We start from the raw sequence: 15,482 nt of genomic DNA, 5'->3' as shown, positions 1-15,482 counted from the left end.
AAGAAACCGAGGACGACTGGACATGGGCTGGAACAACCCGCCGGTGCCGTGGCGGGAGCTCGAACGGGCGCTGGCCGGACGCATCGAGCCGTCCGACAACCTCGGCGACGGCAACGACAGCCCCGCCTGGACCCGGCGGCGGCAGGAGTACGTGCGTCCCGTCGAACTGGCGTCGTCGCGAGGCTCCGACGACACAGGCGCGGCCACCCGCGTGCCGTACGCGGAGCTGCACTGCCATTCGAACTTCAGTTTCCTCGACGGCGCGAGCCATCCCGAGGAGATCGTGGAGGAGGCGGCCAGGTTGGGGCTCGACGCCGTCGCCCTCACCGACCACGACGGCATGTACGGCGTGGCCCGGTTCGCCGAGGCGGCGCGGGAAGTGGGCATGCGCACCGTGTTCGGCACCGAACTCAGCCTCGGCCTGTCCGCGCCGCAGAACGGTGTGGCCGACCCCGAGGGCGAGCACCTGCTGCTGCTGGCGAAAGGGCAAGACGGGTACGCGAGCCTGTGCCGGGCGGTGACGGCGGGTCAGCTCGCCGGTCACGATGCCGCCGACGGTTCCCCGGGGACGGGCGACCGGGCCGAGAAGGGACGACCGGTCTACGACCTCGACGCCGTGGCCGAGGAGGTCGCGGGCCACTGTGTGGTACTCACCGGTTGCCGGAAGGGCGCGGTGCGCCGTGCCCTCGCCGACGGCGGCCCCGACGCGGCGACGGTACGGCTGCGGCAGCTCGTCGAACGGTTCGGGCGCGACAACGTCCACGTCGAGCTGATCGACCACGGGAATCCACTGGACAGCACCCACAACGACGTCCTCGCCGGTATCGCCGCCGAACTCGGGCTCCCCACCGTGGCCACCAACGTGGTGCACTACGCCACCCCGCAACGCGGATATCTGGCCCAGGCGCTTGCCGCCATCCGCGCCCGGCGCGGACTCGACGAGCTGGAGGGCTGGCTGCCGTCCGGCCCGGCGGCACACCTGAGGTCGGGTGCCGAGATGGCCAGGAGGTTCGCCCGATATCCGGGAGCCGTGCAGCGGGCTGCCCTACTGGGTACGGAGTGCGCGTTCCAACTCCACCTCGTCGCGCCGGACCTTCCTCCGTTCGAGGTCCCGGAGGGGCACGACGAGGCGAGCTTCCTGCGGGAACGCACATTCGCGGGTGCGGCGGAGCGGTATGGACCGCGGGAGCGGAACCCCGAGGCGTACCGGCAGCTCGACCACGAACTCGACGTGATCGAACGGCTCGGATTCCCCGGTTACTTCCTGATCGTGTGGGACATCGTGCGGTTCTGCCGACGCAACGACATCCTGTGCCAGGGCCGGGGCTCCGCCGCGAACTCCGCCGTCTGCTACGCACTGGGAATCACCAAGGTCGATCCGGTGCGGTGGCGGTTGCTGTTCGAACGGTTCCTCGCACCCGACCGCGACGGTTACCCGGACATCGATCTCGACATCGAGTCCGACCAGCGCGAGAAGGTCATCCAGTACGTCTACGCCAAACACGGCAGGTTGCGCACCGCACAAGTGGCCAACGTGATCACCTACCGGGCCCGCTCGGCGGTGCGGGACGCGGCGAGAGCGCTCGGCCATTCACCGGGACAGCAGGATGCCTGGAGCAAGCAGATCGACAGGTGGGGGCCGCTGCGTCAGGTGCACAGTCCCAGCGAGCACGACATTCCTGAGAACGTGCTGGAACTCGCTGCCTCGCTGGAGGATTTCCCCCGCCATCTCGGCATCCATTCGGGGGGCATGGTGATCTGCGATCGCCCGGTGAGCGAGGTGTGCCCCGTGGAGTGGGCCAGGATGCCGGGGCGCAGCGTCCTGCAGTGGGAGAAGGACGACTGCGCGTCGGTCGGGCTGGTGAAGTTCGACCTGCTCGGGCTGGGGATGTTGTCGGCGCTGCACTACATGGTGGATCTCGTGGCCGAGCACAAGGGCGAGCGGATCAACCTCGCCGACCTCGACCTGGAGGACGACGAGGTCTACGCCATGCTGCGCAGGGCCGATGCCATCGGTGTGTTCCAGGTGGAGAGCAGGGCACAACTCGCCACACTGCCCCGGCTGGCGCCGAAGAAGTTCTACGACCTCGCCATCGAGGTGGCGTTGATCCGGCCGGGGCCGATCCAGGGCGGCTCCGTGCACCCGTACATCCGCCGCTACACCGGCAAGGAGTCCTGGGAGCACGACCATCCGCTGCTGGAGAACGCGCTGGGCAAGACGCTCGGGGTGCCGTTGTTCCAGGAACAGTTGATGCAGATAGCGCTCGACGTCGCCGACTTCACGGCCGCAGAGGCCGACGCGCTGCGGCACGCGATGGGCTCGAAGCGGTCGAGCAGGAAGATGGAGCGGCTGCGACAGCGGTTCTACGAGGGCGCGGCCCGCAACGGCGTCGATCACGAACTGGCCGAGCGCATCTTCCTGAAGATGAAGGCGTTCGCCAGTTACGGCTTCCCCGAAAGCCACGCACTGAGCTTCGCCTACCTGGTGTTCGCGAGCGCCTACTTCAAGCGCTACCACCCGGATGCTTTCCTCGCGGGCCTGTTGCGGGCGCAGCCGATGGGGTTCTACTCGCCGCAGTCGCTGGTGACCGACGCACGCAGGCACGGCGTCACGGTGCGCGGTCCCGACGTGAACGCGAGCCTGGCCCATTCCACCCTGGAGCCGGGGGGTGAGGGAAGGCAGGGGCACGCCGTGCGGCTTGGCCTCGCCTCGGTGCGTTCCCTCGGTGCGGGCCCCGCTGGGAAACTGGTGTCGGAGCGGCAACGGCACGGGCCGTTCCTCGACATGGCCGACGTGGCCCGTCGCGTTCGGCTGACCACGCCGCAGGTGGAGGCGCTGGCCACGGCCGGCGCGTTCGGATGTTTCGAGGCGGACCGGCGCAAGGCGCTGTGGGCGGCCGGCGCGGTGGCGCAGGAGCGGCCGGAGAAACTTCCCGGCAATCCCGGCGCCGCGGCGCCCATGCTGCCGGGAATGGACGGCCTGGAGATCGCCGTCGCCGATGTGTGGGCCACGGGGCTTTCTCCCGGCAGCTTCCCCACCGAGTTCATCCGGGAGCGTCTCGACGCGCTGGGTGTGGTGCCCGCCGAGCGATTGCGACACGTCGAGACCGGCACGCGCGTCCTCGTCGGCGGGGCTGTGACCCACCGGCAGCGTCCGGGAACGGCAGGCGGGATCACGTTCCTCAATCTCGAGGACGAGACGGGCATGGTCAACGTCGTCTGTACGAGCGGGTTGTGGCAGCGCTACCACAGGGTCGCGCGATCAAGTCCCGCCCTGCTGGTGCGGGGCGTCGTCGAGCGCGCGGACGGGGTCGTGAGCCTGCGCGCCGACCGGCTTCAGCGGCTGACGCTCGGGGTGCCCACGGCCTCGAGGAACTTCCGGTGACCGCGGGCAACGCCCTTCTCGGCCGTTCAGTCCACCGGCGGCTCGCCGGGCTCCAATTCGATCAGGTCGCCGTCGGCGAGCAGTTCCTCGATCGACGCCGGCAACAGGTAGGCCGCGCCACCTCCCGGCTGGTTGAACCACGGGATGGCCACACCCGCCAGTGCTCGGATGGGACGTTGCACGCGATACACGTGGTAGGGGCGGTTGACCCACTCGGGCACCAGCGAGCGCTCCTCGAACGGGGTCCCAGCCGCGTAGGTGAGGTTGCCGTTCGGCCCGCCGAAGCGGTCGAGTTCGCTGCCTACGGGGAGCTCGCGCATCTCCTTGCCCCGGAACAGCGTGAGCGGCGGCTCTCCCTGCATCGGCTGGATGGGCCACTGCTGGTTGCCCTTGCCCTGGCCGCCCTGTGCGCCCTGACCGTTCTGCGGGGCCTGTGCCTCGCGGGGAGCGGCAGGGGCCGGTGGTGTGGGCCCGCCCTGAGGCTGCTGCGGCGGCGGGGGAGACGGGGGCTGCGCCTGTGGCGGCACGGGCTGCCTGCGGGGTTCCTCCCTCGGCGGGGTGGGGCCACGCTGCTCGCTCTGCTGCTCGGCAGGGCCTGGCGGGCGCGCCCCCGTGGCGACGTCGGAGGGCAGTGTCGCGGTGATCCGCTGGGGCGGCTGGGGCGGCTGGGGCGGAGCCTGCCGCTCCGGTGGCGCAGGCTGCCGGGGTGGTACCGCGCCGCCTGGCCCGCGCTGCGGTGGTGCCTGCCGCGCCACACCCTCGGGTGCGAGCAGCAGCTTGCCGAGCATGAACGCCGCCGCGTCCTCCACGTCGCCGAACACGGCGGGGCTGGTCAGTTGCTTGTCGTCGTACCAGCCGACGCGCCAGCCCTCACCGGCTTCCTCCAGCGCCCAGCCGCGCTCGGCGGGTTCGCCGATGCGGTAGACCGTCGCGGGCACTCCCAGCTCACTGAGCCGGTCCTGAAGGTCGTCCAGCACCGGCTCGTCGTAGACGAGCGGGCCGGGCGAGTACTCCGTGGGCGGACCGTCGTCGTAGTCGGGCGCGGGGGGAGCTTGGTCGTCGGCGCGTTGGCGGGCCGCGGGTTCGGGCGTGCGAGGCTCTTCGGGTTCGAGCTCCGGCTGGGCAGGGGTGCCTGCCGCAGGCTGGGCAGGGGTGATGGTCGTGGGCGGCCCGTCGTCGAGGGCCGCGGCCGGGGTGAACGTGGTCGCCGCGTCGTCGATGGGGCGCTCGGACCGCGGTGGGTGGTCGTGGAACTCGCGGTCGTCGTAGGCGTCTTGCTCGTACGCCTGCTCCTCGTACGGTTCCTCCGGTTCCTGCCCGTACCGATCTTGTTCGTACTCCTCGTCGTACCGCTGTTCCTCGTAGGCGCCCTCGTCGTAGTGCTCCTCGTGGTAGCGGGTGTCCTCGCCGGTCGCCTCCTCGTCGGCGAAGCGCGGTGGAGCGGCGATGCGGGTGCGTTCGGCGTCGCTTTCCTCAAGGTGCCGTTCGTCGTGCTCCTCGTGCTGCCGCTCGGAGCCGAAGTCCTGTGGAGGTGCTGGCACCGGTGCGGCGAGCTGAGTGCGTTCGGCGTCGCTCTCGGGATGCTCTTCCTCGTACGGTGCGGGCTCGGGATGCTGCTCGGCTGGTGCGTGCTGGGGGGCTTCGGCTTGCTCGGCGTGCTGTTCCGGTTCGGGCGCCGGAGGAGCGGGACGCTGTGGCCCTGGCGCGGCACCACGGGAGACGTGGGCCGCCGCTGCCTGGCGCACGGCGTCGGGCACGTCGGGAATGCTGAACCCGTTCGCGCGGATGTGCTGCACAAGATCAGGTTCGGGGGAGATGCCGTACTCGCGCAGGTAGAAGTTCACGGCGGCAGGCCAGATCCACAGGCCGTCACTGTGGAATGCGATGGGCACGGTGCTCTCGGGGTTGGCCGCGAGCCGGTCGAGGTCGTATCCCCTGCCTGGCACGATCACGGGCGCGCCGTCGAGGTAGTCGAGCAGCCTGTCCTGCTCCTCGACGTCCAGCTCGGGCCGGTTGACCACGGGACGCCCGCCCGCGCCTGCGCCGTCGAAGATGCGGGCCATGCGGAATCGGGGGCCGGGACGTTCAGGGCCGAGCCCCGCCATCCGGCGCATCAGCCAGTCGGGCACGTTGTCCTCGGAGCGAGGGAACATGCGCAGCTCGTCCGCGTATGCCTGGGGCGGTGGGGCGAGATCCCAGACCGGCTCTTCCCTGTCGTACTCGAGGTTGTAACTCGAAGGGTGGTCGAGCTGGTAGCGGGCGTTGAACCAGGTGCCCCTTCCCTCCCGGTACATACCGGCGCGCAACCGGCCGAACAGGCTGGCGATGTCGTGGGTGGCGACCCACTCCTGGGTGGTTCCGTCGGCGAGGCCGACGTCGCCTGTCAGTTCGTGGTACCTCCCCACGGCGCGATACTCGACGGTCACCCGGCGCCAGTCACGGGGAGCGGCCCGCAGCAAGGCGAGGCCGATCTGCTTGACCAGGGTGTCCTGCTCGGTTGCGTTCAGCTGGGTCGGTAGAGCCACGCCAAACATCTTGGCCAATGAACGCCGCTGATGCACGGCACATGTGCACATCATCGCGGTCCATCCGGCAACTTACGGGCTGCGAGCCGGATAACCGAGTGCGGAGCGCCACATTTCACCGGATCGAAGCAACCTCGGAATGGGATAGCGACCAACGGCGGGGCGTAACAGCTACGGAACGTGCCCGTTGGCGGGCAGGCGGACCCCGGACGTGTCATTCCGATCGAGTGGCCGACGCCGAGAGTTGCCGGGCCTGGTCGTCGCCGTCGGGGCGGGAGCCGGCCTGGCTGCGGAGAGCCGGATCAATGGTGCACCGGGCCGACAGCTCGGGGGACGCTGCCCTCGCAGCTGTCTCTCCTTCGACGCCGGGCGTGCTGTCGTGGCCTTCCCCTTGCTTCGCCCTGCCGAGGTGTGCTGGCCCTGCCTCGGTGGAGGGCAGCTCATCGGCTCCGTGTGCTCGACCTGGCCGCTCCGGCGACGGCGGGCGGTGTCAGCCCTGTGACGCCGGAAGGTCGCTGGTGGCCGTGGCGGTGGCCACGGTGGGCGGCCGACAGGATGGCGGGCGGCCTTTGGAAGAATCAGCGCCGTGACGGCGATGATTCTCGACGGCAGGGCCACCAAGGACGCGATCTTCGCGGAGCTGGCACCGAGGGTGTCCGCACTGCGCGAGCAGGGCCGCACTCCTGGCCTTGCGACCGTGCTCGTCGGCGACGATCCCGGGTCGCAGGCCTACGTGAAGATGAAGCATGCCGACTGCGCGAAGGTCGGCGTCAATTCCATCCGCAAAGACCTGCCATCGGACATCTCGCAGGCCGAGCTGCACGCCGTGATCGACGAACTCAACGCCGACCCGGCCTGTAGCGGCTACATCGTGCAGCTTCCCCTGCCGAAGCACCTCGACTCGGGTGCCGTCCTCGACCGCATCGACCCGGCGAAGGACGCCGACGGGCTCGCGCCGCTGAGCCTCGGACGGCTCGTGCTGAACGAGCCCGGGTTCCTGCCGTGCACGCCGCTGGGCATCATCGAGCTGCTGCGCCGCTACGACGTGCCGTTGAACGGCGCCCAGATCACCGTCGTCGGCCGTGGCATCACCGTCGGCAGGACGATGGGTCTGCTGCTGACCCGCCGCGACGTGAACGCCACCGTGACGCTGTGCCACACGGGCACGCGCGACCTCGCGGCCGAGGTACGGCGCGCGGATGTCGTGATCGCGGCAGCCGGTTCGCCGGGGCTCATCACCGCGGAGATGGTCAAGCCGGGAGCCGCGGTGCTCGACGTGGGTGTGTCGAGGATGGACGGCAAGCTCACCGGCGACGTGGCGCGGGGCGTCGAGGAGGTCGCGGGTTTCGTCGCGCCGAATCCGGGCGGGGTCGGCCCGATGACCAGGGCGATGTTGGTGTCCAACGTCGTCGAGGCCGCCGAGCGGGTCGCGCGGCCGTGAGCAGCGCCGTGGAGACCCGCAAGCCCCGCAGGTCGCCGGGCGTGGTGCTGGAGTACCTGCCGTTCGCCATCGTTCTGGCACTGGTGGCATTCGGGCTGTTGCGCATCGCGATGTATCACTGGCGGGAGGGCGCTGTGCTCATCGGCGGCGCGCTGCTCGTGGCCGCGGTGCTCAGGGCGGCGCTGGCGCACCGGAACCTGACGCTGTTGGCCATCCGGACGCGAACCGTTGACGTGATCAGCTACGCGGGGCTCGGGTTGTTGATCCTGTTCGTCGCACTGACGATCACCGGTGGACCATTGCGCTGAACCGATGGCTGGGCCTGCGGGCAGGGATGCCGAGTCGGGTTCGCCACCGTCGGCGCGTCCACGTTCGTCATCGACAACGCGGTTTTCGGGACCTGCCGACAATCGCGGTGCTAGTGGAGCAGCCCACGACGGCCAAAGGTATCGCAAATCCTGGTGCTGATGATCGCGTCGTCTGTGCGGCAACCGCGAGTGGTCGCTTTCGGCGGAGGGGCGGTCGAAAACGGCCGCACGAGGCGGCGTTGTTCTTCGCCGTCGGTGCCGTGGCGCCGGTCGTCAACGTGATCCCACTGTTCGTCTCGCGCCATGTCTTCGGTCTGCCACGGCCGCATCGCGACCCGTTGACGAAGGAGGCTGCCGACTTCCTCAGCGGTTCGGTGCCGGCGATGGTGTGGCGCTTTCCGGGAGTTCCGGCGCCGGATGTTTCCCGAGAACGTGCCCGAAACGCCGGAAGGGGCGTCTCGGCCATGACGGGGGGATGGCCGAAACGCCCCTTGCCGGGCGGTTCACGACGTGTACAGGGGAATCACGCCGCGACGGGTTCGGGCCGGGACACCCGGACGAGCGCGATGTCGGGCTCGTCGTCCTCGACCGTAGGGGCGGGGGCGGGGGTCCGCCTGCGGTCGAAGAGGCTGGACGCCACTGTCAGCGTGATGCCGACGACGGCCAGCATGGCACCAACCACATTGGGGGACACGAGGCCGAAGCCACCGGCGATGGCGAGACCTCCGAGGTAGGCGCCGATCGAATTGGCGATGTTGAAAGCCGACTGCACGGCGGCGGACACCATTGACTTCGCGCCACCGGCCTTCTCCATGATCCTGGCCTGCATCATTGGGCCGACCATGAACGACGCCATGCCGACGAGGAACAGCGTCACGGCCGCGCCGATCTTGCTGTTCGCCGTGACGGTGAACGTCAGCAGCAGCACGGCCAGAGCGGTGAGCGCGCCGTAGAGACCGGGCAGCGGGAACCGGTCGGCGAGCCTGCCGCCGAGGACGTTGCCGACGGTCATGCCGAGCCCGGCCAGCGAGAGCAGGAGCGTGACGCTGGTGCCGTCGTACCCGGACACGTCCGTCAGCACGGGGGCCACGTAGCTCAGGCTGGCGAAGCCGCCGCCGAGCCCGAATGTGACGATGGCGAGCGCGAACCACACCTGGGGCTTGCGGAACGCGCTGAGTTCGCCGCGCAGCGAGGTGTTCGAGGTCGGGCGCTGGTAGGGGACGAGTTTGGCGATGGCGGCGAGAGCTACGACGCCGATGAGCGCGACGACACCGAACGTGGCCCTCCAGCCGACCTGCTGGCCGAGGAGGGTGCCCGCCGGCACGCCGATGACGTTGGCCAGTGTCAGGCCGAGGAACATCATCGACACGGCCTTCGCCCTGCGTTTCGGGCCGGCGAGGGTGGCCGCGACGACGGCCCCGGCTCCGAAGAACGCTCCGTGGGGGAGTCCGGCGAGGAACCGGAAGGCCATCCCAGCCTCAAGGCTGGGGGCGAAGGCGAACAGAGCGTTACTGATTGTGAACACGCCCATCATGGACAGCAGCATGGTCTTGCGCGACAGCCGAACCGCGACGGCGGTGAGCAAAGGTGCGCCGACCACGACGCCGAGGGCGTACGCGGTGATGAAGTTGCCTGCTGCGGGGATGGAAACACCGAGGTCACGGGCGATCTCGGGCAGCACACCCATCATGACGAATTCGGTGGTACCGATGCCGAAGGCACCGATCGCGAGTGCGAGCAGCGCGATGGGCACGGGACTCCCTTCGGGGTGGTGCGGGAAGATGGTCGGGTTCGGCGGCTACGGATCGAAACTGGATCGATCAAGTCCTACGGCGCAAGCCGGGTATGCCGAGTTTTTGGGGGAAGACAGAGAACCCAGCGGGGTCGTTGCGGCCCCTGACGCCGTCGTCGCTGGATCTATCTGACGTCTAGTTTCAACCAGCCGGCGGCCAGATGTCATCCCGTGTGAGCGTGACGCTGGACACGATGCGGTTTAGTCGTGACAAGGACGATTTCCGCAGCGCGTGTGCAAAACCTGAGAATTTGCTCTGGTTCCGTAGTTCTCGCGCGGAAGCAGCCCGGGCGTGTCCGCACTTCCTGCGCGCGAGTTGGTGGTTCCCGCGCGCGTGTCCGCAGGTTACGGACATGAGTTTGCACCAGGTGGTGCCGGGCCTTGGCGGTGTGCCGAAGGCAGGCAGTGCGCAAGGCTGCTCGGATGTGAACCAAGAGCCCAGGTGTATCGGGTGTACCAGGCGCCAACACGGGTGCGTCAGGTGCGGACACGGTGCACCAGGTGCGGACACGGGTGCACCAGGTGCGGACACGCGTACAGGAAGTGCGGACACGAGACGCTTCGGTTCGTGTCCGCAGTTTGTGTACGGGTGTCTGCATCGTGCGATGCCAACACCCGTGCGAGAAGTGCCAACACGCGTGCGGGAAGTGCGGACACGGTGTGCAGAGAAGAACCCCCGGCCTTTGGGTGGCCGGGGGTTCTCAAAGGGGGTGCCGTTACTCGACGTGTGCTTCGACTTCGCAATCCGGGCCGGGGAACATGAGGCCCTCGTGGCCGTCGGAGAACCGCACGAGGTACGGCGGCTTGCCGTGCTCGCCCCGGACTTCGATGATCTCGCCCTGCTGTTCACCCGCGCCGACGGTTCGCCCGTGGACGCGGATCGTGTCTCCCACGGATGCTCGCATCGCCTACCACCTCCGCACTTTCCGAGGGTAGGAGCGCGGCGAGAGGTGGGCGAGTCGGAGCGAGCGAGCGGCTGGCCGAGCTGCACCCTGCTGGGTGACCCGACGGGCTAGCCTGGTGTTGCGTTCAGAAAAAATCCGATATTACCGCTGGGTAACCCCGGTGCGCGGCCATGTGGCGCACGTCTACCAGTACGCTTGTACCGCTAAGTGCCGACGAACCGCGAAGACCCGCGAGAGGAGCGTTCCCGCTCATGGCCAAGATCAAGGTCGAGGGCACCGTTGTCGAACTCGACGGCGATGAGATGACCCGCATCATCTGGAAGTTCATCAAGGACAAGCTCATCCACCCGTACCTCGACATCAACCTCGAGTACTACGACCTGGGTATCGAGGAGCGGGACCGCACGGACGACCAGATCACGGTCGATGCGGCGAACGCGATCGCCAAGCACGGTGTCGGCGTCAAGTGCGCCACCATCACGCCCGACGAGGCCCGCGTCGAGGAGTTCGGCCTCAAGAAGATGTGGCGGAGCCCGAACGGCACCATCCGCAACATCCTCGGCGGTGTCGTCTTCCGCGAGCCGATCATCATCTCGAACATTCCCCGGCTCGTACCCGGCTGGACCAAGCCGATCATCATCGGCCGTCACGCGCACGGCGACCAGTACAAGGCCAGCGACTTCAAGGTTCCCGGCCCCGGCAAGGTCACCATCACCTACACGCCCGAGGACGGCTCCGAGCCCATGGAGCTGGAGGTCGCCAACTTCCCCGAGGGCGGCGGTGTGGCCATGGGCATGTACAACTACCGCAGGTCGATCGAGGACTTCGCCCGCGCGTCGCTCCAGTACGGCCTCGACCGTGGCATGCCGGTGTACATGTCCACGAAGAACACCATCCTCAAGGCCTACGACGGCATGTTCAAGGACACCTTCGCGGAGATCTACGAGAAGGAGTTCAAGGCCGACTTCGAGGCGAAGGGGCTGACCTACGAGCACCGGCTCATCGACGACATGGTGGCGGCTTCCCTGAAGTGGGAGGGCGGCTACGTGTGGGCCTGCAAGAACTACGACGGTGACGTGCAGTCCGACACGGTGGCGCAGGGCTTCGGCTCGCTGGGTCTGATGACCTCCGTGCTGCGCACGCCGGACGGCAGGACGGTGGAGGCCGAGGCCGCACACGGCACGGTGACCCGCCACTACCGCCAGCACCAGCAGGGCAAGCCCACCTCCACCAACCCAATCGCGTCGATCTTCGCGTGGACGCGCGGGCTGGAGCACCGGGGCAAGCTCGACAACAACTCCGAGCTGGTCGGCTTCGCCAACACGCTGGAGAGGGTCGTCATCGAGACCGTCGAGAGCGGCAAGATGACGAAGGACCTCGCGCTGCTGGTCGGCAAGGACACGCCGTACCAGACCACGGAGGAGTTCCTCGCCACGCTGGACCGCAACCTGGCCGACAAGATCGCCAAGGGCTGACGGACCGTCGAGGCCCCGACCGGTGACCGCCGGTCGGGGCCTCTGCTTTTGAATAGCCGAATGAAGATCACGGACGCGGCAGGGACCACCTGGACCGTCACGCGCAGGCTGTCGCCATGGCGGAGGGTGGTTCAGCCGGTCAACATCCCGATCCGCAACTACGCCCGCTACCGGGTGACTCCGCTCGTGCCGGACAAGCCGTCGGGGCGTCCCCGCAGGAAGAAGAACCGCACCGGCGAGGACTCGTTGCTGAGGTCGCTGATGGAACTCGTGGCGGAACTCGTCATGGAGCTGGTCGGCCTCGTGTGGTTCTTCGCCGTGGTGGTGGCCTGGCTGGTGTTGCTGCCCTTCGCCTTCGTCGAGCTTGTGGCGCAGATGATTGTTGGCGCGGTGTTGTGGCTGCTGCGGGTGTCCGGGGTCGCGCGAAGCAGGGTGGATGTGGTCGCCCGCTACCACCGGACCGTGAACATCAGTTCGCTGACCGTGCTGACGACGTCCGGCTTCGGCGCGGCGGGGCGGCTCACGCAGGCGCTCGCCGAGGAGCGGAGGGACGCGACGGCGCCGTTCGACCCGCGTCGCGGTGACGTCGCCGCGATCCTGGCGCGGTTCGGCGGGCGGGTCGAGCGGCACGACGCCGCGCCCGACGTCGCTGCGCGGGCACCCGGCGCCAACGGTTCCGGCGTCCCTTCGCCTGCTCACGGCTGACGGGTGGCGCCCCGAACGGGCCTTTTCGGCGATCCGCGGCCCCGGCGGTTCGGCTTTCTGTCGGGGCCGTGCGATATCGATGTCGTGACCCGGTTTCGGGTCGTTTCCGAGCAGCCGATCCGGAAAGGTTGTGGCTCGCCGCGCGAGTTCTGATGCCCCATGACAAACAAGACCGACAAGATCGACTTCAAGCGGGAGATCGACGCCTACCGGGCGAGGCGGGGCACGTTCCGCGTCGTGGATGTGCCCGATCTGCGGTACCTCATGATCGACGGCCATGGTGATCCCAACACCTCACCCGCCTTCGCCGAGGCGATCGAGACGCTCTACCCGCTGGCCTACACGCTGAAGTTCGCCAGCTTGGCCCTCGGTCGTGACTACGTGGTGATGCCACTGGAGGGGCTGTGGTGGGCGCGGGACATGGACAGGTTCACGACGGCTCGCGACAAGTCCACATGGGACTGGACGCTCATGATCATGGTGCCAGACTGGATCGACGAGGCGATGTTCGCCGACGCCGTCGAGAAGGTCGAGGCCAAAAGCGCCCCGGCGCGCCTGCGCGACGTGCGCCTCGAAACGCTGTCCGAGGGACGCTGTGTGCAGACGCTGCACGTCGGTTCCTTCGACGACGAGGCCGATGTGCTGGACCGGATGCACCACGAGTTCATCCCGGCCAACGGGCTGTCGATGGCTGGCAAGCACCACGAGATCTATCTCAGCGATTTCCGCAGGGTCGCGCCGGAGAAGCTCCGCACGATCCTGAGGCAGCCGGTCGTCGAAGCGGAGCGGGCCGATCCGCCGCCCGGCGGAGAGAGGGGGTGACGCCTCGGACGCCGGCTTCGAGGTGAGGGGGTTCCACGCGCTTGAGCAGGACCTTCCCCGACCGGGGCGGAGATCGCGGCCCCACCGCGACACCGAGGACCTTCTCGCATGCCGGTGCGAATCGCCGGAGGGTCTCCCAGAACGCCACGACGACAACCACGTCCGGCCGGTGCCGATGCTCACGACCAGATCGTCACATGCACTGGAGGGCGGAACCGGGACGGCGGGACGCCATTGCCCGGCCTGCGCATGACCTGCATGGCCGCCGGGGTGCCGAGGAAGTAGCGCAGTGACGCGGCTGCCGCCGAACAGCGTTGCCGCGCCGGGGTGGTGATGTGCCAGCACAGGGGCATCGGGGTCGCCGGGGTGGGCAGGACGGTGAGTTCGCGCCGCCGCACCAGCGGCGCCACCAGGTGTTCCACGGCGATCGACACCCCGCCGCCGTCGGACGCCGCCGACCAGGACGCGGCCTCGTTGGAGAACACCTGGACACGCTCGTCGGGCACCCGCAACGCCCGCAGCAGCCGGGTCACGTCGCTGCCCGCCTCCGCGCCGGAGGGCCCGACGAGCCACGGCCAAGCCGAAGGATCACGAACGTGGCGTGCCCCGGCCGGTCCGACCACCACGAGCGAGCAGCGGAACACGGGAACGCTCTCCAGTTCCGGGTCCGGCAGCGCGGGCCCCAGCGCGGCGTCGGCGAGGTGGTGGCTGACGAGTGCGGCCATCTGCTCGGCCGTGGCCAGCCCTGAGGAGACCTCGACGGTGTCGCCGCAGCGGCTGCCGAACGCTTCGAGCAGGGGTCCCGCGACGAATTCGGCGAGTGTGCTGGTGAGCGCCAGCCGCAGCGGCTCGGGCGCGCCGCCCGCACTGCGGACGGCCGCTTCGGCGTCGGCTCCCAGCTCCACCATGCGGGAGGCGATGGGCAGGAGCCGTCGGCCTGCGGGGGTCAGCGTCATGCCTTGTGCCGTGCGGACGACGAGCCGGTCGCCGTGGTGGTGCCGCAACGCGCTCAACGCCTGTGACACGGCGGGTTCGCTGACCCCGAGCGCCCTGGCGGCGCCGGTCACCGAACCGAGCCGGGCGACGAGCACGAAGGCGCTGAGCTGACCCAGTGTCATACGCGACGGAGTGACGCCGGACACACCGCCAGGTTAACGCCGATCGGATTAAGGCGTCGCTTATCGCGCCGTTGCCCCGTGGCCGACCCGGGCACAGCCTGGGGGTATGCAGGTGCCCGCGCAGTTCCGGTACGAGAAGGCGACCAGCGTCGAGCATGCGCTCGACCTGCTCGGCAAGTTCGGCGAGGACAGCATGGTGGTGGCGGGTGGGCACTCGCTGATCCCCATGATGAAGTTGCGCCTCGCGCAGCCCGAGGCGCTGGTGGACATCAACGAGGTGACGGAGCTGTCCCGGATCGGCCTCGACCGCGACACCGTCACCATCGGGGCGCTCGTGCGGCACGCCGACCTGCTCGACTCGCCCGTGGTCGGGGAGCATTTCCCGATCCTGCACGACGCCGAGCGCGTCATCGCCGACCCCGCCGTGCGCAATCGCGGCACGGTCGGCGGCTCGCTGTGCCAGGCGGACCCTTCCGAGGACCTCGCCGCCGCGTTCGTGGCGCTCGACGCCGAGGCGTTGATCCAGGGACCGTACGGCTCCCGCACGGTCCGTGTGCGGGAGTTCTTCACCGGCCCCTACGAAACCGTGCTCGACCAGGGCGAGCTGCTGGTGGCGGTGCGCGTGCCGATCCGCTCGTCCGCCTCGGCGTACGCGAAGGTGGAACGCCGCTCCGGCGACTGGGCCGTGGCGTCGGCGGGTGCGGCGCTGCGGTTGGACGACGGTCACATCACGTGGGCGGGTATCGGGCTGACCGCCGTCGGCGCACCCTCCTTCGGAGCCCCTGCGGCCGAGGAGTACCTCGTCGGAGGGGCCGCCACCGACGAGCGCTTCGAGCAGGCGGGCGCGATCGCGGCCGAGCATTGCTCGCCCATCGCCGACCAGCGCGGCCCCGCCGACTACAAGCGCCACCTCGCCGCCACCCTCACCACGAGGGTGCTGCGCAGGGCCGTGGACCGCTGGCGCGGCAGGCAGGCTCATCGCGATCCCCGCGAGCAGGAGGAGTGA

The 15,482-nt window shown here is 69.2% G+C and carries 11 protein-coding genes; 7 read left to right on the top strand and 4 right to left on the bottom strand.

Translation table 11 applies throughout. The features are described from left to right. Positions 1 to 22: 22 nt before the first annotated feature. Positions 23 to 3,385, top strand: coding sequence for an error-prone DNA polymerase (locus SACXIDRAFT_RS07320; protein WP_006237896.1), 3,363 nt, complete (start codon positions 23 to 25; stop codon positions 3,383 to 3,385). Positions 3,386 to 3,411: 26 nt separating this feature from the next. Here SACXIDRAFT_RS07320 and SACXIDRAFT_RS07315 read toward each other — a convergent pair whose 3' ends face one another. After that, complete coding sequence (locus SACXIDRAFT_RS07315) at positions 3,412 to 5,919, bottom strand: TNT domain-containing protein (protein ID WP_083840196.1); 2,508 nt, start codon at positions 5,917 to 5,919, stop codon at positions 3,412 to 3,414. A 577-nt stretch (positions 5,920 to 6,496) separates the two neighbouring features. Between SACXIDRAFT_RS07315 and SACXIDRAFT_RS07310 the strand changes: the two genes are divergently transcribed. Both SACXIDRAFT_RS07310 and SACXIDRAFT_RS07305 read left to right on the top strand, forming a co-directional pair. After that, positions 6,497 to 7,351, top strand: coding sequence for a bifunctional methylenetetrahydrofolate dehydrogenase/methenyltetrahydrofolate cyclohydrolase (locus tag SACXIDRAFT_RS07310; RefSeq protein ID WP_040922080.1), 855 nt, complete (start codon positions 6,497 to 6,499; stop codon positions 7,349 to 7,351). After that, complete coding sequence (locus tag SACXIDRAFT_RS07305; RefSeq protein WP_006237892.1) at positions 7,348 to 7,659, top strand: DUF3017 domain-containing protein; 312 nt, start codon at positions 7,348 to 7,350, stop codon at positions 7,657 to 7,659. Before SACXIDRAFT_RS07310 ends, SACXIDRAFT_RS07305 begins: the two co-directional genes overlap by 4 nt. Before the next feature lie 523 nt (positions 7,660 to 8,182). On the opposite strand, the gene SACXIDRAFT_RS07300 is transcribed toward SACXIDRAFT_RS07305, so the two are convergent. Together SACXIDRAFT_RS07300 and SACXIDRAFT_RS07295 are read right to left on the bottom strand one after the other, a co-directional pair. Continuing rightward, a complete protein-coding gene (locus tag SACXIDRAFT_RS07300; RefSeq protein ID WP_006237891.1) occupies positions 8,183 to 9,412 on the bottom strand; it encodes an MFS transporter in 1,230 nt (409 codons plus the stop codon). Between the two features lie 755 nt (positions 9,413 to 10,167). Further along, positions 10,168 to 10,356, bottom strand: coding sequence for a DUF1918 domain-containing protein (locus SACXIDRAFT_RS07295; RefSeq protein WP_006237890.1), 189 nt, complete (start codon positions 10,354 to 10,356; stop codon positions 10,168 to 10,170). Positions 10,357 to 10,607: 251 nt separating this feature from the next. Here SACXIDRAFT_RS07295 and SACXIDRAFT_RS07290 point away from each other — a divergent pair, with 251 nt between their 5' ends. From SACXIDRAFT_RS07290 to SACXIDRAFT_RS07280, 3 genes are all read left to right on the top strand, one after another. Beyond that, entirely contained in the window at positions 10,608 to 11,831 is a 1,224-nt protein-coding gene (locus SACXIDRAFT_RS07290; RefSeq protein WP_006237889.1) for an NADP-dependent isocitrate dehydrogenase, read from the top strand. Between the two features lie 60 nt (positions 11,832 to 11,891). Then, complete coding sequence (locus SACXIDRAFT_RS07285; RefSeq protein WP_006237888.1) at positions 11,892 to 12,536, top strand: hypothetical protein; 645 nt, start codon at positions 11,892 to 11,894, stop codon at positions 12,534 to 12,536. Positions 12,537 to 12,695: 159 nt separating this feature from the next. Next, complete coding sequence (locus SACXIDRAFT_RS07280) at positions 12,696 to 13,358, top strand: GyrI-like domain-containing protein (RefSeq protein WP_006237887.1); 663 nt, start codon at positions 12,696 to 12,698, stop codon at positions 13,356 to 13,358. A gap of 179 nt (positions 13,359 to 13,537) precedes the next feature. On the opposite strand, the gene SACXIDRAFT_RS07275 is transcribed toward SACXIDRAFT_RS07280, so the two are convergent. After that, positions 13,538 to 14,476 (bottom strand): LysR family transcriptional regulator, encoded by a 939-nt coding sequence (locus SACXIDRAFT_RS07275; protein ID WP_006237886.1) that lies wholly within the window; start codon positions 14,474 to 14,476, stop codon positions 13,538 to 13,540. A 106-nt stretch (positions 14,477 to 14,582) separates the two neighbouring features. Between SACXIDRAFT_RS07275 and SACXIDRAFT_RS07270 the strand changes: the two genes are divergently transcribed. Then, a complete protein-coding gene (locus tag SACXIDRAFT_RS07270; RefSeq protein WP_006237885.1) occupies positions 14,583 to 15,482 on the top strand; it encodes an FAD binding domain-containing protein in 900 nt (299 codons plus the stop codon).

It is taken from the genome of Saccharomonospora xinjiangensis XJ-54 (assembly GCF_000258175.1).
Lineage (GTDB): Bacteria > Actinomycetota > Actinomycetes > Mycobacteriales > Pseudonocardiaceae > Saccharomonospora > Saccharomonospora xinjiangensis.
The sequence above is the reverse complement of the archived record's forward strand: the minus strand, read 5'-3'. Positions and strand labels throughout refer to the sequence as shown.

Coding starts and splice junctions, on each gene's coding strand:
- SACXIDRAFT_RS07320 (WP_006237896.1), top strand. CDS start 23: ATGGGCTGGAACAACCCGCCGGTGCCGTGGCGGGAGCTCGAACGGGCG.
- SACXIDRAFT_RS07315 (WP_083840196.1), bottom strand. CDS start 5,919: ATGTTTGGCGTGGCTCTACCGACCCAGCTGAACGCAACCGAGCAGGAC.
- SACXIDRAFT_RS07295 (WP_006237890.1), bottom strand. CDS start 10,356: ATGCGAGCATCCGTGGGAGACACGATCCGCGTCCACGGGCGAACCGTC.
- SACXIDRAFT_RS07290 (WP_006237889.1), top strand. CDS start 10,608: ATGGCCAAGATCAAGGTCGAGGGCACCGTTGTCGAACTCGACGGCGAT.
- SACXIDRAFT_RS07285 (WP_006237888.1), top strand. CDS start 11,892: ATGAAGATCACGGACGCGGCAGGGACCACCTGGACCGTCACGCGCAGG.
- SACXIDRAFT_RS07280 (WP_006237887.1), top strand. CDS start 12,696: ATGACAAACAAGACCGACAAGATCGACTTCAAGCGGGAGATCGACGCC.
- SACXIDRAFT_RS07275 (WP_006237886.1), bottom strand. CDS start 14,476: ATGACACTGGGTCAGCTCAGCGCCTTCGTGCTCGTCGCCCGGCTCGGT.
- SACXIDRAFT_RS07270 (WP_006237885.1), top strand. CDS start 14,583: ATGCAGGTGCCCGCGCAGTTCCGGTACGAGAAGGCGACCAGCGTCGAG.